Genomic DNA, 20,687 nt, shown 5'->3' with positions numbered 1-20,687 from the left:
CGATTTTTTACCGCGTCTAGCAACAAAATATTTTAGCGTTACTATAGAAATTTATTTTTACACCATTCCTTAGATACTACAGTTACAAACTGCTCAAGTGGGCATCAGTACTAGTGATAAGTCAAAAGACTTCTTTTTATTGATAGTTTTCAAGTGTCCTTCGGAACACTTAAAACAGCCGGGGACCTTCGGAACACTTAAAACAGCGGGGGTAATACAGTTACAAAATCCTCAAGTAGGCATCAGTACCAGTGATAAGTCAAAAGACTTCTTTTTATTGATTGTTTTCAAGTGACCTTCGGAACACTTAAAACAGCCGGTGTCCTTCGGAACACTTAAAACAGCCGGGGTTCTACTATCTTATCAGGAGTTGCTGTCATTTCAAGAGTTTTGCCTTCTCGTCCTTTTTGCCCACCCGGTTTTTTGCCAGAGGGTTTACGCAAGCTTTGGTTTTTTTTCGGACGATTTTCGTCTTGGCTTGGTGGAATGGAACTGTTATTACTGTTTTTTTTAGTTTGATGCTTTTTGAGTTCTTCTTTGAGAGAGGCATTCTCTGCCCTTAAGCTTAAGTTCTCCTCTTTGAGGAGTTCAAAACTTTTGTCCAGTGCTTCAAAACGTTTGGCTAAATCTCTCAAATCCATAAATCCAAAGTACAAAATATTAAACAAAAACAAATAACATCCGAACAAATTCTTAATCGCAAATGCAAAAAAACAAAATCAAGCAACTGATTAGTTACAAAGTGAGAAACCTCTCTGAAGCTGGCAAAGCACAAGGTTTCGATCGGGCGTGGAGACACTGCCCTCCGAGGGCAAGCTCGGAGCAGGCGAGGCGGAAATATGGTTTTTCGGGGGTATATTCTCCTAAAGATTCTTTTATAAGAAAACCCTGCAAAAGACTTCTTTTTATTGATAGTTTTCAAGTGTCCTTCGGAACACTTAAAACAGCCGGGGGTATTTTACTCCCTGGATATGCTTAGGTACTACAGTTACAAAATCCTCAAGTAGACATCAGTACCAGTGATAAGTCAAAAGACTTCTTTTTATTGATTGTTTTCAAGTGACCTTCGGAACACTTAAAACAGCCAGGGGCATACCCCAAAAAAAGAGTGCTGCCTATAATAGGCAACACTCTCAAAGCACTACTAATCAATGTAGAATGATAAAAAACCGATTTTAAGTAATTGTAAAGTCAGGCTCTTCCTCCTCGCTGGCCTCGGTCAAACGATAGAGTCCATCGTAGGTATAATGTTGGCTACGATACACCTCTAATCGTTGGTTGTTGTCCTTGGCCCACGGTCCCTGGTACACCCGCATAGGTATAGACGCTACATTGCCTACTGGGTCAAAGGTATAAATCAGACTTTGACGGGTGTTGGCATCGTTGGTAGTAAGCAATGTATACTCTTGCCCCGCTTGTACTGAAGCGGCTTGAGTAGAAGCCTTCATTTGTAACAACCCATAGTTTTTGGGGTCATACACATAACGGCACTGCATTACCAGGTTGCCCTCACTGTTTTTGGTTTGCACCGCCAGTTTTTGCTTGCGGGCATTGTACACTACCTCATCCATAAAGTTGATCCCGTTTACCTTCATTTGGGCTACCCCTCCCGAAAGATAAAAATTGGGAATGTGGACGTTTTGTTGGGCATCTATGCTTCGTTGTACCTCGCCTATAGCATCAAAAGTATTCGCTTGGCTATACAATTGGTTTTGCAGCAAGGTGCCCACTCCATTGGCTATTGAGCTGGTAAGCAAGCCTTCGTTGGCAATAAGCGACACCCCAGCAAGGTCGATGATGGGCTTTACCACTTTGTATGACACGCCCCCTTCTTCGCCAATGGCTTCAAAACTTTTGACAAAAGCCATCTGGGCACCCAATGGCAAGCCCAAAATATTGAACCCATGGCTCATGGCACTCCAGACTCCTTGAGTAAAGGTTTGCACCGCTTGTCCTACAGCATTGTATGCCTGGGCATTGCTGAGTGATTCGCCATACAATATGCGCGAGGTCACCACCGACCATTCGGCGGTGTTACCAGCAGCATTTTTTGAGCTTTGGGTAAATGCCAGGGGACGATGCAATGCATCATAGCTGACACTTGCCTCTATATTTCGAGGGTCACGGCTCCAGAGGTGGCGCCCCAGTACATCGGGCAATGCCCAACTCTGGCCCGCATCGCAGTAGGTGGTAGTTACTGAGCCTCCCAAAGTACCAATGTAGGGCGTTTCCTGATTCCAGTAAGCGTTGGTCTCACCCAGTTGCAACCCTTCTTCCGCATTGCTTTGGGTAAAACGAGGATCTGCCACGTGGGTATACCTGCCGTATACGTCATAGGCATAGGAGGTCTCGAAAGTGCGGCCTCGAGCCCACCCTACCATGAGGGCAATGTTGGCTAACCGATTGCTGGTAGCATTGTTGCTATCTACCGTTGGGTAGCTCGCATAATTGCTGCTGTCTACGATGCCATCATTGCCTACCCAATGGTGGGTTTGCAGGGCTTGCCATAGGGTGTCATAAGCAGCGTCATACCAGGTTTGCGTACCCATCACCTGAATGAGCAAGTCCTTGAGGGCAGCAACGCTGAGGGTTGTCCCCTGGTGGTTGGCCACCCAAAGTGCCGCCAAAATGGCGGGCGCTTCCAAAGCAAACCTTTGGTCTAGCACCTGCGCCAGGTTGTTTAAAAGGGTTTGGCCCAATATGGGGTAGTTTTTGTTCATTTCTCCCCAGGTATTGTTGCCCGAGATCACAAACGCCTGGGTGCTGTCATCGTAGGAGACCAAAGTAGTGGCCGATAAGGTAATCGTGGCGTCATCTGCCAGGGTCACTTCCTGCCCGCTTTGTAGCAAAAACTCTCCGGCAATCGCCTCATCCAGTTGGTCGGCAGTAAAGATACTCAGATCCAGCCCTTCAGTGAGGGTTTGGGCACCTTGATTGTCTAATGTAGCTGAAGTATTATCTACTCGGGTCACCTCCGAACCAGTAGTCAACGCCCGGTGTTCCCACACATAGAATTTACCCTGGTCGATGGTCACCAGCCCCCCACCAATAAGCGTAATAGGGGTGCTTGCTCCTTCGGGGGTTACCTGGCTTCCCTCCTTCAACACATAGGGTTTATCTTTGCCGTAATGGTCACTCAAGGTCTGGTAGTTCAACGGCACCGTAGTACTGCTCTCTATCGGGGTCACATCGGTTCCAGTGGCCAGTTGCTTGCCTTCCCGCAAGAGGTATTTACCTTCGGTCACTATCAAAAAGCCTTGGGTAGTGGAAGTAAGAACATAGGACGTACCATCCTGCAAGGTTACGGTAGCACCTGTGGCCAGAGGATACATAGCCCCATTGCTTACGTCGGTCAAGTTTAACGTCAAGGTTTGGGTTATTTCCTGCCCCTGGTTGTCTTCCCCGGTGCGAATGCTTACCACACTCTCTCCCTGAAGCATTGGTCCCATCCAGGCATAAAACTTGGCTTGGTCTTCCTGATAATAGACTACTCCACCTATGTTGGTAGCCAGGGTAGTGGCAGTTGTATCCCCTTCGTAAGTTACATCCGAACCCACTTGCAACACCACATCGGTCAATGGCAAAGTGATTGCCGTGCCATCGCTATGGGTCACCGGGCTGCCTTTGCGTAATGCCTTAGGAGCATCCAAGGCTGCATCTTCCAACAAGTAATGCAGCGGGGATTGTCCATTTGCCGAGGGTTGCCCGGCTACCCATACGGTTGCCTTGTCCGAAACAGGGTTGCTGGTGCTGCCATCCTCCAAAGTTACCGAACTGCCCGCTTGCAAGGCAAACTTAGTGCCCACTTTGAGCAACAAAGCAGGGGTTTGATTACCAGCCGCCAGGGTTACTTGTCGCCCATCTTTGAGCACTGCAGTAGTATTGCCTTTCAACTGGGCACCCAAGGTATGTTCGTTGAGCATGCCCTGCTGCGCCAGGGTAGCATATACCGAAGACACATCGTCGGTCAAACCGGCCTCCCCCATTTGCGTGCCTACCAGGTTTTGGGTAAACTCCTGCAGACTTTTTTGGTATTCGCGCCAGGTAAGCCCTCTGTTATCGTGTACCGAAACACTTGGAGTAAAACATTGTTTCAGGCTTTTTTGGATGGCTTCAATTACCGAGTCAGCAATTTTTTTCTTTGTGCCAATCAAAGTAGTGTAGCCCTCAAGCCTTTGGTCGGTATAATCAAAGTAGTATTTGTCAGGGTCGTGGTTTGACACTGGGCTTTGGGTACCGTCAAAGTATTGCTTGTTTACCTGATAATAAGGCGACAACAACAGGGCATCGTTGGCGTCCCAATGGGTTTCGCCCCAGGCAGTCCACTGCTGCGCCTGTAGGTAACCCTTGGGGGTAATGCTATGGGTCACCCTTCCCATCGGATCATAATAGTGGATGGGGCTGGTGCCCAATAGGTTGAACCCATTTTCATTGTCTACCGCCACAAACCCAGGAGTGTCTATATAATAAGAGTCATAGGCCAACACAGTTTGTCCTTTGTTGTTGTAGACTACATGCCCTTGGGTAAGCCAGCGCCGAGACGCTTTCAGGTTGCTAATGCTTGCCTCGTATGCAGCATTGGTGGCATTGTAGGTATAATAGTCAGTTCCTCCCTCCGCTTTGAGCTTGGTCTGAATAGGACGCCCCAAACCATCGCTGTACTCCAGGCTTTGCTCGATACGCTCTCCCAACACTTGTTGTTTATAAAAATAAAACACCGCCTCTTTTACATTACCAAAACCTTCAAAAGTGTTTGCCAACACTGAAGACACGGCATTGAGTTGTGCCACAAACTCTGTAACATCATTGCTGTTATGAAGGGCGGTTCGCATGGCTCCGGTGAGTATGCCAAAAGTATTTTTGCCGTTGCTGTTATGATTGTTTTCAGGATACAAAAAAGGAGGTTCAGTAGCATAGGCTGTAGAAAACCATGCCCCCACTTGAGCTTGATGGTTACCCAACCCTGGAGCCAACGCTACTAATTGATCATAACTTGCCTTGGCATTAGACTCTGTAGGGTAGTCTTTGGTAGAGGTGGTCAGTACGTGTACGGGTACCCCACCTGCATTGCTAAACAAGTCAAAAATCGCCGTTGTCTGACCCGACGACAATCCTATGCTGGCAATATTCAGGTTTGGATTTATGCTGGTGAGCGTCGCAAAAAAATCGGCTTCGGCCGCATCGGCAACCAGCGCCTGCATAGATTTAAACAATGCCCCCTCGCCATTGATAAGCCCCTGGCTGATCAGTTGTTTGTACCAAGTAGCCAGGCTTGCCTCTTTGGAAACATCATTCACGGCGGTTTTTAACGCCTCCTGGGTTACCTGCCCCATCCAACTAAAGGGTTGGTAATACACAAAGTTTGCCGCCTCTTGCAGGTAAGTCATGGGGCTCGAAATCACCTCATTGGCATTGGTGGGGTTGAGCACCTGGTAGGGGTTGTTGGCGTCGTACAGGGAAGTAAAGCCTTCGGAAGCAATTGCCTCAGCTGCTAAAGTCACGGTAAAATCGCTCCACAACACTTCGTTGACACCAACAGTCGTTTTAGCCGACACTTGCCCACCTTCTACCACCTCGGTATTGGGCAAATAAGCAGCCGAGTCTAGCGATGTTTGCCCCTGGCTAATGCGGGCTTCGTATTGTTGCCCACTGGCATCGCGGTAAATGAGGCAGGTAGTATTGCTCTCATATTTTATACACAAGGGCTGAGCATCTCCCGGAAAGTGCGGCACGGGGATCAACTGGGGTACCTGGGCATTGGCATCGGTGAGGTACAGCGTGTCGTCAGCGGCTACCCAAACTCCACCTACCCCTGTTGTTCCGTCGGGGTGGGTGGCCGAAATCAACGTAGCCGAGTCGTCAGGCACGTACACCAGCCCCATGCCTCCAAGGTAACGGTGGTTAGACTCCGTTACATGAATGTTAGACTGTACCGATAACAACCTAAACCCTTTAGGAGTAGCCCAGGTTACTTTGCCGTTACCACCACCACCATCCTCAAATGTAGCTCCAGTGGTAGTCGTGATTTTGACCTTGCCCACGTTGCCATTTCGGGTTGGGTTCAAGTTGCTGCCCCAGTCATTATTCATCCACATTTCTACTTGGCTTATTTGCTCGCCCTCTGCCAAAGTACGGTCCATCACTTGGTCATTTGTCCCCCCAATAACGGTTCCATCGGTAAACTCAACTCCTATTTGATCCATGATAGATCCGCCCCAGCCCCGCAAACGGGCCAGGGTTTTGCTGGTATCCAGTGTACCATCAAAGGTAAGCCCCTCCTCCATACTTGTTTCCCGTCCCACTACCTTGGTCGTCAGCACTGGGATGGTTTCGGTGCTGCCCACCACAGGGTAGCTGTACTGGTAAATGCGTTGCCTCAGGGCACTGGTTACCTGATAAGTGTTCCCTGTCTGGGTCAACAATCCAGCATTGGTCAGGTCGGTCAACCACGCGGCTACCTGGTTGGCATCGACCGGAATTACCAAGGCTTGCAAATCGGCCTCAGTCACCACAAAGCTTTCAGCAAAAACATCCAGCATTGCCTGTTTGATGCCTTGTTTTTCAACATCTGTAGCCCCCGTAAAAGTAAAGGCGCTGTCTATGTTTATGCTATGGTCAGCATTGAGACCAGCGTAGAAGTCATCGGAGGTACTTTTGGTTACTTCTTGTCGGGTACCATAATGCGAAGACGTAACGGCCCGTCCCAAGGCATCCAGCATTACCTCAGAGGTGTTGCCGTTGGGGTCTACCATGCGGTAAGGATGCAACAACTGATAATCGATGGCCCGTTTGCAGGTGGTGCCATCGCTGTAGAAGGTTTCCTGTTTGGCTACTTGAGACACATTGCCCAAGGCATCTTCGCTGCTCACCACCATAAGGTTGTAATAATCGTGGGTGCTGGTGGTAGTGCTGCCCATAGGGTCGGTATAGCTTTGTAAATTGTAAAACTGCGTCGCCGTACCATAAGTATAGGTGCCTGGAGTGGTCGCCCAATACTCAGTGTTGGTGCCGTTTAAGCTCAGGGTCAGGGCACTGTATTGGCCACTGGTCATGAGGGTAGCCAACTCAGGAGAAGTAAAGAAGCTTTGTTCGGTTACCAGTTCGGCTTCCAGGCCAGCTTTTTCCATCACGGCAGCAGTAGTGCTTTTGGGCAACAAAAAGGCACGGCTACCCGGACGATCCAGGTCGTTTTTGGCCTCAAAGTTATTCAATGCACTTAAGGTACCATTGTTATTGTTGGTCTGCACATAATAATAGGCATGTTCGGCGTAATGGAGTAATCTTACAAAATCATCAATATCATTTCCTGCCCCCTGCTCTTCAAAGTAATAAAACTCCGAGCCCTGCCCCTGAATATTCACATCAAAGTAATCTAATAATTGGCCATAATTATATATGCCTCCCTCGTACTCGCTAAATACGTTGGTTTCTGATCCATCTTTTCCGTCAAGTTGACCTATATTGCGCGGGTTCACAACAAAATAACTCTTTTCATGAGTAGGCACTCCCAGCAGGTAAAACTGCTCCTGGGCATAATCGGTGCCCAGGTCGGTGGCCGGATCGCTAAAGTTTTGAATCACCGCCTGCGACACCATACAACGCAAGGTTTGCTGCTGAGCGGTTATTTCAGCATTGGCCTGGGCATCAATGGCAGTACTACGACGGGGGTATTGAATGGCACAACTTTGCAATACGTGGCCATAAGCATCGAAGCTGAGCGCAGCACTATAGCCCACGATTGGGTCATCGAGCTGGCGTTCGTAGTGGTAGCCCAGGCTTTCGCGGGGCAACACCTGAAACGAGGCATAGTTGAGCAAGGGCAAAACGTTGCCCTGAACGGCATCGTCCATCATGCCTTGGATGAGTTTGATGGTTTCGTTGCTCATGCTGGCGCTGTAGAGCTCCCAAGAGGAGGAGTCATCTGTACTTGGTTTGCCGTACACCTCCGAACGAATCACAGAACCAGCCAAATGGAGTTGGGCTTGCCGTTTGAGTTCTTCGGTTTCGTTAAAACCTCCCTCTGTATTATATATGCTCAGGTATTGGGTGGCGGTATCTTTGTTGGTGGTGTCACTGGCTTGTTCACCCGCCATAAAGTACTCCAACTTTTCGTACAAGGCATTGATGTCGTCCTGGGCTGGGTTGCCGCTGTGGTACCACACGCAACTTTTGGCGGGGGGCGAGTCCAGTTTTTTTAGCTTGGCATCGCTCGAGAAGGTGGCCGTATCTTCATGCTCGGCATAACCATAGCCCCGAAAAGTTTTTTCTTCGCCATCGTAGTAGCTGTGGCGGTAGTGGTAGGCCTCGGTGAGCACATTGCCGTTGATGGCATCGGTAACGGTTACCTGCTTGACCGACCAAGTAGGGAAAGGCGCCCGGGTAAACCACTCCACCTTGTTGGCTTGGTCTTCGAGGTAAAAATGCACCGAACTGCGGTAAGTAGTTTCGGTGGTAGCCCCCATATTGTTAACGTGTTGGGTCATGAGGTAGGGCTTTTCGCCCCCGTTGAAGTCATACACCCATTGACCGGCTTGGTGGGCCCCCATTTTCTGAAAAATCATACAAGTTAACCCATTGCCAAACACATCGGTAAAGCGTAAGTTGGTGGTGTGGTCATCGTAGGTGTGGCCTTCTGGGTAGGCTACGTTTATGGCCTGCGCAGCAAAGCCATTGCCGCATTCATTGAGGTAAATATGGATGCCATCGCGCCCGGCCACGATCAAATCGGCCGTACCGGTGCCGTCCAGGTCGGCAAAGTGGAGGCGGTGCAGGCGAAACTCGTGCACATTAAATATATGAGACACATCCAAAGTAATAGGATCGCCAAATGCTCCGTAGCCGTAGTTGGGGTAATACACCAGCGAGGTTTCATCCAGGCGCACCAGGTGTTGCTTGCCATCGCCGGCAATGTCGAGAAAACCAATGTAGATTTTTTCGGAAGATGCGAAAGAGGTTACGTTGGTCTGAAAGCTCACATTGGTTACTTCCTCTCCGGCTTCAAAACCTTCAGCGCCATTGTTTTGATAATAACGCACCTGGGCTTGACCATTGAGGTACATCGGCAACACACAGTCCACTCTTTTGTTGCCTGTAATGTCGGTCAAAAACTGCCGGGGATGGCCAAACTCGGTGGGTACTTTGGCTATGGGCGTAAAATCGCTCCAACCATCAATAGGGGCTCCGGTAGCGTCGTTGTGCGCATTTTGTTGTGCCTCGTAGTAACCCAGGGTATGGCCTTCGCTCACTACTACATAGTCTAGCTTGCCGTTGCCGTTCAAGTCCATAAACTGTCCGGCTCCCTGGTGAAGCTGCCCCACGGGCAATTGTATTGGATTGTCAGCGCAGGTATACGCTATGTTTTCTCCAGTGCCCATTTTGCCTTCAATCGAGTCCCAGTCGGTTTGGTAATAGTAGGCTTCATAGCCATCGCTCGCCAAAAACCCCTCAATGCCTTCTCCGTACAGGTCTACTGGCAAAAAAGCATCGGCACCCCCCAGGGTAGTCAGGGGCTGATTGGTGTCTTTGTCTACAATCAGGCGATAAGGGCGTTCGGCACCACCGGGTTTGGGGTCAAACGCCTGGTATGCCATTTCTACCGGGGTAGTGTATTTGGCCTCGTAGCTGGCGCCGTTCCAATAGTAACCTACCTGCTGAGAAGCCACAAGCAAGGTGCGATGGGCCGATTTGTCATAAAGGTACTCAGTAGCCGAGTGCAGCAAGGGAGTAGTGGCAGTACCAGCAGCAAAGGCTTCTTCTTCGGGAAAGTAGTGAAACTCCAGAACCTGGCGACATAAACGGTGGCAACGGATCTCGAAACCACCCGAATAGTCAGAATGGGAATCCAGTCGTTTGGGCCAGTTGGCTTTGAAGCCAGTCGTTTGGTATATTGCCTGATTGGTGAGATCGGTTAAGTCGTACTGACCGTAGTCCCATACGGTCTCGAAAAACCATTCAGGTTCGGCTACCTGACTACTGCCATAGTTGGCCAGGGTCAAAGCATAGGGAATGGGCTCTTTGTGCCCTGAGCAAATGCGGTCGAGGTATATTTTGTTATGGTGAACGTGCCCTTGCTCAGGGTTGGTGGTGGTATCTACCCCAGTGGTATCTTCCTGCAGGTACTTGGTCAATGAACCATGTCCTTCGGCGGCCAGATGCTCTTCGCTGAGCCAGGTAAACACCTTGTCGGGGTTTGCCATTCCCTGGTCGTTTCGCTCGCTTACCTTGGCGGTGTCGCTTACCCCAAAAAAGGTGACCGAGTTGTCGGCGCCAATCACCTGCCAAAACGAGGAAGGTTCGGTGTCTACTACCGCCTCACGTTTCCAATAATAAATTTGGGCGTAGCTGCCTTCGGTACGGGGGCGGTACTGACGTACCTGATAGGGGTTGGTGCCCTGAATATCGTCCAATTGGGGGCGTTTCCAGGTTTGGGTTTGCCCGTTTTGAGTCACTGTTTCGTCCTGGAGCTGACCATACTTGATCACCCGCTCCCCTACAGTATTTAGGTAGGGCACCAGCATAGTGCCCGCCAGTTCGAAGGTGTCGAGGTTGTCGTCATAAGTGGGGTTGTGGCGGTGGGTGCTGCGGGAAATGCCTCCCCCACTGGCGGCCCCAAAGCCAAAGCCGTATTCGCCGCTACCAGCGCTGGTGCTATAGGTGACACCGCCAAAGGATACTTCACCCGCTCCGGTAAAACCAGAGGCTTTGAACTGCCCGCCGTAGCCATTGAGCGAGCCTTGGGCACTGGGCAGGCTGGGCTTAAGCGCCGGCCCCGATTGATTTGCGTTTTGCATTGAGTATTGTATTTAAAATGCCCTGAATAACAAAAAAGGGAGGAGGTGTGCCCCCTCCCCACCGGTTGCTTGCCAACCCAAGGCATATTTGCAAATATGCAAATATGCCAGTGAATAGCTCCCTCGGCGGGGGCTATGTGGTATGGCAAGCAACAAGGTGTCTGCCTCAGGGCAGAAAAACCATAATAAATAATTGAGAAAGTGGGGGCGTTTAGATGAAACCAACTACCCGTTGGGGTATGTCGCATGGCTGCGCCCCACTCCTTGGGTTAATCGTTACGGGCCGTATAGTGCATCGTAATGATGATGTCGCTGATATGAATCTCTGACAAATCGTCTTTGATGTTCAGCGTCCAGCTGGAGTCTACCCCGGCGTTTTCGAACGGCATATAGCCTCCACCCCCGGCTCCGCTGTGTACGCCCGACTCGCCCATAGCTGTAGACAGGGCAATTTCGGTACAAGACGGGGTTACAGCATCATTGGTTCCCTGCTTGTCGGTATATAGGGTACTTCTGTTGAGTGTCAGGGTACCGTGCAACATTTTGTAGGGGCTCAGCAAAGACGGCACCGACACGGTTACCAGTTTGATTTGACGACAATAGTGACCAGGGTAATACTTGTCAAAATCGTGGGTGGTATCTTCACCCTCGGCATAATCACCTGATTCGGTTCCAAAACCAAAAGTGATAGAGCCACTTTGGGCTACCAGGTACTCATGGAATGTTTGAGTATCGGCATCATAGCTGCCATCAGCGGCCAAACGCTCCTTTAACGAGAACACTTCGGTGACCTCAATACGACGCTTGTCTTCTACCAAATAACGTTGCTTCATCAAGTGCAACGAATCCAACAAAAGCTCAGCAGCCAGTTGGCCGTGGTAGAAGCTGTTCCAAGCACCAGTATTGACAATACGAAGCGAACCAGCGGGCAGTCCTTTTTCGTGCTCAAAGGCAGTTTGGGCCTTCAGCGCCTGGTCTGCTGCCAATTGGTAGGCCTGCTTGTACAAGGTAGTCAGTTGCCCCTGCATCCAGTGATAGAGTTTCTCATTGCTGTATTTTTTTTGATAAAAATCGGCAATCTCTTGGTGCTGGGTAATGTAGGTTTCGTTGAGCTGCTGGTCCATTTTTGCTAATCTCACTTGACGAGAAGCTGCTTCATAATGCACACATAGTTCTTCAAGTTGAATATCCAGCTGCTCCGATTGATGTTCCCATTCCTGATCACGCATGAGGTGTGTTCCAACTTCTCGCAGAGAACTTCCAATAAACTGACTGGCAAAAGCGGTAGACCCTAGAGCCGTTCCCAAACTATTGGCCACATCTTGCGGCACAAAACCTCCATTGGCTAAACCAAAGATAGTAGGGATTGCTGCAAGTGGAGAAGCGGCTTCATGCGCAATGGCAGAAGCGGCTTGAAGACCTGCCGCTAAAGCATTGGCTACCAGACTTGCGTTTTCTAAGGTAAAGGATGCAAAGGCTTGCTTGACTTTTGCTTTTTTAGACAATGGACAATCCTTTTTAGAGCCGTCCAGATCACTGTAATCGGCTACCTGCTTACTTGCTGTGGCTGAGGTTTTGTGTAAGGCATCAAATATTAGCATGGATCCTCCTATCATGTTCAGGGGAGCTCCTGAAGAGATTGATAAAGCTCCTCCTAATAGCTCCCAGGCACCTGCATAACTTTTTCTGAGTCCCTCTACAAAAGCCTTAGCCAACAAGGTTGATTGAACTTGTTTCTTTGCGATATCCAGGCCTTTTTGAACCAACTCCAATTGTTCGCGTTTTATTTCCCTCATATATCCCAGCACCTTGGTTTGCTGTCCAATCGTAAGGTTCGCCAGCTTTTCTGCATCGTTTTCGCGGGCTACACCCAACAGCAGGTCTCCCAAACGAGCCACTTGCTGGATAAACTCCTGCGCCAGCTCCCACTGGACATAAAAAGAGTGGGAAGGTATGGCAGTACTACCCCTACTGGTCAGGGCGGCGGCCAATTGTCCCTGGACATTGGCTCGAATAAACCTATCTAGGTCAATCTCGGGCTGAAACAAGGGCAGGTGCAAGGCATTGCCGTTGATGTCTTGGTTGGCCCGCAGGTTGCTGAAATGTCCCACCAGGGTGGCCTGCAATTGGCGAAGGAGGGGGTTGAAGATGATGCCAAAATGCAAACCGGGGATCTTGTTATACACCAAGCTGTAGGCTTCGTTGATGTCTGCCACCGGCATGGCCTCCGGGTCTAGTTGCACCTCCAGTCCCGCCAAAAAGTCGGGCAAAGTGCCTCCGTGGTACAAAGTATCACTATCTGCCGTAACCGAACCCAGGGTGAGGTCATCGGGCATTTCAAATACCCCGGCAGGTTCGAGCGATAGCCCCAGTAGATCAAAAGCCTCGTAGTAAAACTGGTAGGCTTCGGCCAGGCTTTCCCGGGTCAGCTCCTGGTATTTGGTATCGCCCCAGGCAATGAGGTTTTGTGCATAGTTGCGCACAATGTACTTTTGGTAGGCAACAGGGCGCAAGGCGGCAATGGCATCTGGGTCGAAGGGGTTCTCGTAATAGGCGGCAATGGCAGTATTTTGGTTCCCCAGGGCGTTGCCCAGGATGTCTATTTCATGGCCTACCGGGTCACCAAAGAGTAATTCGGGCAGGCCATGGCAGTAAAGGCTGCGCAAGCCCAGGTATTGCCAGTGAACATCGTTGACATCGGGATCGCCCAACAAAGCAGCATAGTTGGGACTGTCAGCCTCCAGTTTTTTCAGGCTTAGGGTGGGGTCAAATACCTTTTGGTACCAACGCTGAGCGGCAGCATGGTTGCCCGCCTGCTGGTATTTTTGGGCCACCAGCAAGGCACTCCACATAAACAATTCCCGGAAATAAATGCCATTGGTTCCTGCCAGGTCAATATGGGTTTGGCTAGGCCAGTAGGCTTTCGGAAAATCTGACTCCGGCGGAGCAAAATCGCGCACAAAGTTGGGATGGGTGCTCATTTGGGTCTCCGGCGAAAGTAATTCATCTACAGAGCTATGCTTAAGAAACTGGGTTTCTATGTCTGAAAACTCAGCCGTGGCTATGCTGATACATTGGTGCTTCCCCATCTGGTTCTTAAAGCGCAGGTACAGTTCTCTTCCTCTGGTGTCGCTTCTTGATAAGTCCTCAGGTTTGTTGCTCACCAATACAAATGGAGAGGATGCATGACTTAACAATGCATCAGGGGAAGCATGATTATCTAGGGTATAAGCTATGGGAATTGAAGCATCGTATACTCCATTTAGGGGTACCAAAAGATCTTTATCATTGAAGGAACCGTGACTACAGTTAAACATTACATTTATTACAGAACCATCTTTAGTATTATCTGGTAATACTTTAAGGCTAAATTTATTTGTCGAATCCCTCTTTATGGCCCGACTTAAGGCCTCTTTTTGGTAATGGCAATCTTCTAATTCCGCTTTACCGTCCTGGTAAGAGTAAAGCACCACTCTCCCCACCAGCTCTTTGTAATAATCATAGGACGAATCAGCCTGACCGTATACGAAATTTGATTGACGGACCACATAATACCATTGCCCTGGAACTATCTTTAATTTGGTTGATTCACGCCACCCCTGCTCATTCTTACCTATCACTAAATACCCATGCTTGTTACAGCCAAGGTATGAATTAAACTGCTGTCCATCTTGCATTTGGGCAAGTGTTTGCAATGTTGTTCCAAGCGAGTCTAATTTAAACCAAAAACCATAAACTACATGATATGTATTCCGGTTTCCATTGAATAATGCGGTTGGGCCATGAGTAACCCCGCCTGGGTAATAACCCTGCACTATGTCATCTCCAACATTTAAAGCAACACCAGCACCTGCTACAAAGTCCCCTTTAGTGAAACTTCCCTGTGTGTAAGTATCGTCCAACAAACGTTCTATTGAGTCATCAAACGGATCATGACCACTATTATTAACCGCCTCCAGATGCTCATCCAGGTGCCATTCATTTTCTACAGTAGAGGGGCTTATCTTCAATGCATCAGCAAATTCAAAAACCACCCTTATATAATGTTTATCCTGGCTTTGCACCTCAAATTTAAAGCCCGAGCTGTTTACTAACATTTGCTGGTACTCCTTGGGAGTTTTGGGGTAGCGGAAGGTCAGACTAGCACCGCCAGTCGTATCCGTATTCACTGGTATAAAATAACTTCGCCTATCCTCATTAGTCACCTCAAAAGAATAGCCAGTCTTATTGGAATTGTTGTAATTCCGACCATCAACGCTGCCCAAAGTTTTGGCAGGGCTAAATTTACCATCCAGATTGCGGTGGGTATATTTAATGCTGATGGCATACCCCAGATCACGCCCGTTTTGGGTGTTGTCTCCGGTGGTAGGTCCGGTAGTTGTCTCCAGGTAAAAAACAAACACTTTGCCGTAAGCATAAGCTATCTTGGCATCTCCCTGCACGGGTATATCCACACTTTGCCAGGGGGTGGCTTGTGACAAACTAAAGCCCTCGCTAAAACTCCCTGTAAAATGTAAGGTACGCAGGTAGGTTTTTTGGTCGGCTCTGGAATTGCCCAAAATAAATATTTTGGTACCGTATTCGTCGCTGTGCAGGCAGCTATCCACGTGATCCATTTTGTTGAAGGCCGCTACCTGATGCACATAGGTCTGGTAGGCTTCCTGCACCAATGTTTCGTTGATTTTACCAGAATTGAGCCTGGAAATAAAGCTTTGGAACTCCTCCGAAGCGTCGGGCAAAAACTCAGGATTGAGGTAGTTTTCCGGAAAGAGGAAAATTTTGCGGTTGAGTTCCCATACCCGGTAGTGTTTAAACACGACCCAGATATCTTCAAAGTTAGGATTGTTGATCCGCAAGTAGGGTTCTAAGACATTGTATACCCGGTTGATATAGGTTTGCACCGCCGAAATGGCAAACTTCACCTTAGAGGTACGCACCTTGCTGGTTACTTCCACATCGGTAAGCAGGTATTCGCTCAAGGCGTTGGTATCCCCAATGCTGTTAAGCACTACATCGGTGCTTGTGTTGCAAAGATACAGTACCTGGGCTACCAGGGCATTGCGCTGGGCTTCTTCGGGGCCTACCAACAGGGCATTGTCAATGCTTTCGGTGCTTTTGCCCAGGTTTTTGGCGTATACTGCCGCCCGGCAGGCAGCTACCAGGTCAGCCAAATCATTGGCAGGGTTGGCCAGGGTCTCAAACATTTCCAACAACAACGTCACCGAAAAGCGTTTGTTCAACGAATAATCGACCAGAGCCTGGAGGGCCGTGACAGTTGTCACTGGGTCACTTATATTAGAGGCATCTTCATTCCAGTTATCAACCCCCAAAACTTCTTCTACAAACGTTGCCTTCCAGGAAGTTGCCTCAGTCAAGTTGGCTACAAAACTACTATCGGCGGGTTGCAATGCCGCCAGTAGGGTAGCTTCATTGTGCTGGTAGCGTTTTACCAAAGCATCTAAAGGAGCTATGCCGTTCATTATCTGGTAAGGCATTATCTTAAAATCCGCTGCCACACTCTCCTGATCAAGCAGGTACAAAGCACTGTTGCTATCTTTTGCGGTAAGCAAATATTCCACTGTCTGAGCCGAAAGTTTCCAACCAACCACTGCCTTAGAGAAACGGTCAAAGGCCTGAAGGTAGGCTACTTGCGCATTGGTACCCACGCCAGCGTCTGCACTAAAAATCTCTAAAGGCTCTACCCCAGAAACTACATTTCCGAAGAGCTCTACAATCGTAATCATTCTACCATTGTTACCTTCTCCCTGATAAATACCTTGTTCGGTAGACCAGTTAAAGTGTTTCATCAGTAACTGGCTTAACACCTCGTACTTTTCTGCATCCTCGCCATTAGTTGTAATATTGTTTTGATAATCTGTAGCAATATTAGCTGCTTCCACTGCGCTTGGAATACTTTCGGCCAAAGCCGGAATATCGTCCCCGGTTTTGCCAGCCATCACCAGCACATCTTCTATAGAAATGTCATTGGCAGCAATGGTGTCCATAAAGTTTTGCAAAACTTTGGCACCTGCCCTGCAATCAACTGGAGCCGCAGCAACCGATAATAAACCAGCCATACCACTGCTGATGAGGTCAAGCCCGGCCAGGGTTACAAAGTCCTCTATGGCTATGTTGTGTTGCTGGGCAGTCCGGGCAATTCGATAAATGACAGGGATTACAGCTATCAATGTTTCGGAGCCCGTAAGCGCTAACATGTCCGCGATTTCATCCAGTTCATCCATACTTATATTACAAACTTCGCACACCTTATGCTTCTGCACATCAGAGGCAGCTGTCCAAATGGTAACATCATTGACAGCAATTACTCCACCAAAGAGGTAGTCCCACATGCTTTCGTTGCGACCAAAGTCCTGCCCATAGGGTTTGATATACCCCAAACGGGCAGCAGCTTCGGTAATACTGATAGATTGCTCAGTAGCTAATTGCTGCACTGCTGCTACCCAGGCACAGAAATCATTGTCGTTACCACCCAATATATCAACTGTACTTTTGGCGGTGGGTATTTGTTCAAATTGCGTCACAGAAAGCAACCACTGCATACCTACCAAACTAATACCCGTTAGCTTGCTCAAGCGAATAAGGCGGTAAAGGCGATCGATGGTGACATAATCAACCGCCGAACTATCGTTCATAGCAAAAGCATCATCAGTCAGCACCAAATAGCTTGTGCTTGTAAGTGAACTATGGTTATTGATGTACACATAAGGCAAAATACTTGCTTGTTCGGCATCGGTAGTACCCGCATCAATTGCCGCTTGGAGTTCCACCCTGTTTACATCGGCTTTTTGCATAAAGTCACTGACGGTCAGCTCGCTCAAGGCAGACAGGCTCCCCAAACCCAGGCGGGCTTTCAGGGCATCAAAATCACCTGCTGGAGCCCTCAATACATTGTCGTACTCATACACCGGAATGTTCCAGTGGGTCCAGCCAGGTACCGGAGAAATAGTATCAGGAGCCTGGGTTACTTCTTTGGCTTCAGGCAAATTGCTGCCCAATAGCTCCAGGGCTTTGCCCATTTGCTGCTGGCTTTTGTTAAATGCCGGGGGGTATATACTCTGGCTTAGGTCAGCGTTGCCCTGCAAAGTATCGGTAATAAGTTTTGTCAGGGCATTGTTTACCAACTCTATAGTAGGCACTTCGTTGGTGGTAGCGGCTGCCGTGAGAGGGGTATCGTCAATATCGGGGCGGCGAGTACGCAATGATGCGTCAACAGAAGGAGCACATAATAGATGAAATTGGTTTAGGTAGGCATATTTTTTAATTTTGACTCCTTTCAAAACCCATCCATCAGGTATTTCAAAGGTTTGGTCGGGCTCGGCACCACCAGTGGCCCTCTTGTCATACTTCCCTTCCCATAATTTGGCCCTGCCAGTGTTTTTGGTTACCCTTATGGCACTTATACAGCTTTTGTACACGCTTTCGTTAAGGAGCCACCAAACCTCCACCTTTTTAAAAGTCTCTCCATCTGCCAGGGTAAATCCACTATTTTGATTATAACCGTTGGTTTTTGTTCCATCTTTGAATCTGACGCCAAAGTCAACAACGATGTCCATGTTCGCGTTCCCCATGCCTATAGAAGTTATAGGGTTATTGAACGTTTTTATGATTTTTTCATATTTAACAGAGTGGTCATTGTCAAATTGACGAATAAACTTAACGTGAGTAGCTGGACCCAGCCATTCACTTCGATTATGGAGTGAAGGTATGTGCTGGTCTGCCAAATTGATTAAGTCGGTCAAATAGGCCGCAGGCGAAAGAATGCTTTCGTTGTGGTCTACCTCAAGGTAGTTGCCCTGCCCAAATAAGTCAGAATAACTGGGTAAGCCTTCGTAATTGCTGGTGTTGTGGTTGTTGTATTTGGTGTTACGTCCATCAGACGAGCTTTGGCTATGGATGCCATAGTAAGCCTTCATTACCAGGCTTCGGATTTGTACCGCACTGTAGTAAAAATCGTCACACAAGGAGGCATCATTATTAAAATAAATGCTGTAGCCCTCCTCAAACGCCTCAGCGGATACTGCTGTTACCTCTAGCGACGAAGTAATGCCAGCCTTCTTCAAGTAACCCACCAAGGTATTGGCAGCATCCCCTGGCACAGGATAGTTTGCTTGTAGGCTGGGGTAATTGGCATTTTGGAGGATTGTGTAAATGCGGTAGTTGCGTAAAGTATCATGTAAAAGCTTAGCATCGTCAATCGGATCTACGAACCCCTTAAAAGCTGCATTGTAAGCCGTAAACTCTGTAGAGCCTGCAAACTCATCTTGAGTCTCAGTCGATGCAATTGCAACCAATTCGCTCAAGCTACTCGTTGGGGTGTACAAATCGTTGGCATACTGGCTCTTACTGTTACCGGTATAACCAGACAACAGACGAAAGGCTAAAACGTACCTTATATGATGGCTTGGCCCAATACCTGCCAAGTCCACTAGTTTTTTTAAACTACGAATGGCTTTGCCCAAACGACCAATGGCAGTATTAAAGGTAAGCGTATTACCATCAGAGTCTACATAACCCGACCACTCGCCTGAGATATCTGTAATGTTAAACGTATCATCATTACCAGCAATCGCCGAAGAAAATGCAGCCGAACCATTCAAAAAAGTAGGATATCTGTCTATAGCCATTGCCCAATCAAAAAGTCTTAGGGCAATGGTCAATATTTCTTCGCCAGTTATATCCTCTATGTTGCTGGTTACCCCGGCATCTAACGCCAGCATTTGTATACAAATGGCGTTTGTGTTCGATAATGTTACCATTATTTAAAAATTTAAGAAGGTTTATTAGAAAAAATTAGTTTACAGAAGCAAGCATCTGCCCAGCCAAGTCAAGGAAAAACGATGGGTGGCAGTGCTTACATACTTTGGTGTACCATCCAGAATTAGAAAACCAAAACCAACACGAAACTGTCAGGAAAGACAGTAACCGCCTTGCCCTTGACTTGCCACACGCTAAGCCATCAATTGTCAAGTCGATTTGCTCGTCTGGTGGCTACACAGATCTTTTTGGTAAAAGAGGGTAGCGTTAGCCCATCTAAGGGTCATCGAGTAAGGTTGGGAAATGGTTCATCAATGCTTTTTTGGGTGATGGTGGTTCATTAATTTTATACATCACATCTGTGTAGATGTGCAGCACACTGGCACAAGCCAGCTGCTTGGGTCAGGGTATATCATCCAGCAAGGACTTAGGGATTGTACAAAGAAGGAAGCAAAAGTTTCATAGAGTCTATTGGTTTTGGAGTTCGTATTATTTTATTGATGAAGTGGTTGCTTTCAGTGCCTTTGCTTGATTGCCACCGACCTGGTTGTTTGCACCAAATATTGTAGTTTGGCTTTTAGGTACTGTACTTTTGCCCGTGACAAAATGTACCTATGGAATAAGACAAGAAGGCGACGAGGAAAATAAGCAATTTAAATCATTGATTATCAACGCATTAAATTTAAGCTATTGCTTCAATGAAAGGCAAGTTTACTCAAGCGAGTGAGCGAGGGATTTGAGGTGGTCACTCCCCAAAAGCAGCAAGGGAGGGGATTATTTTCTGGTATTGTCTATTTGATGTCTTTTGCTTTGCTTGGCGTTGCTATGTGGTTCTGTAAACAATCGTTATTTGATGTTCGTGGTGTTTGGTTTTGCCCCTTTATCTGTTCAGTTTAGCCCAGACAAGTTCATTTTTAGCAGTTTCATTTTTATTCAAGCCAAGGCTCTCCCCAATTGGTACTACTCACTAAAGGCAGGGTAAATTCAATGAGTAAGACAAGGTATTCAAGCAAAAAAAGAAGCGACCACAGACTTATAAGTTGGGTAGGGCTTTCTTATAAAAAGTGAGAAACCTCTCTGAAGCTTGCAAAGCACAAGGTTTCGATCGGGCGTGGAGACACT

The 20,687-nt window shown here is 48.1% G+C and carries 2 protein-coding genes and 1 pseudogene; all 3 read right to left on the bottom strand.

The annotated features are described in order from the left end of the window. Positions 1 to 380: 380 nt before the first annotated feature. Positions 381 to 641 (bottom strand): annotated as a pseudogene (locus Q0954_RS26235) (DUF6444 domain-containing protein); the annotation flags it as partial. A 534-nt stretch (positions 642 to 1,175) separates the two neighbouring features. Then, a complete protein-coding gene (locus Q0954_RS26230; protein ID WP_299462136.1) occupies positions 1,176 to 10,790 on the bottom strand; it encodes a SpvB/TcaC N-terminal domain-containing protein in 9,615 nt (3,204 codons plus the stop codon). A 269-nt stretch (positions 10,791 to 11,059) separates the two neighbouring features. Continuing rightward, positions 11,060 to 19,567: a neuraminidase-like domain-containing protein gene (locus Q0954_RS26225; RefSeq protein WP_299462133.1), complete on the bottom strand. Its 8,508-nt coding sequence runs from the start codon at positions 19,565 to 19,567 to the stop codon at positions 11,060 to 11,062. Positions 19,568 to 20,687 lie beyond the last annotated feature (1,120 nt).

Origin of the sequence: uncultured Microscilla sp., assembly GCF_947493425.1 — a bacterium.
GTDB lineage: Bacteria > Bacteroidota > Bacteroidia > Cytophagales > Microscillaceae > Microscilla.
The sequence above is the reverse complement of the archived record's forward strand: the minus strand, read 5'-3'. Positions and strand labels throughout refer to the sequence as shown.

Bases quoted from the DNA above. Each gene is read 5' to 3' on its own strand.
- Q0954_RS26230 (WP_299462136.1), bottom strand. From the start codon at position 10,790: ATGCAAAACGCAAATCAATCGGGGCCGGCGCTTAAGCCCAGCCTGCCC.
- Q0954_RS26225 (WP_299462133.1), bottom strand. From the start codon at position 19,567: ATGGTAACATTATCGAACACAAACGCCATTTGTATACAAATGCTGGCG.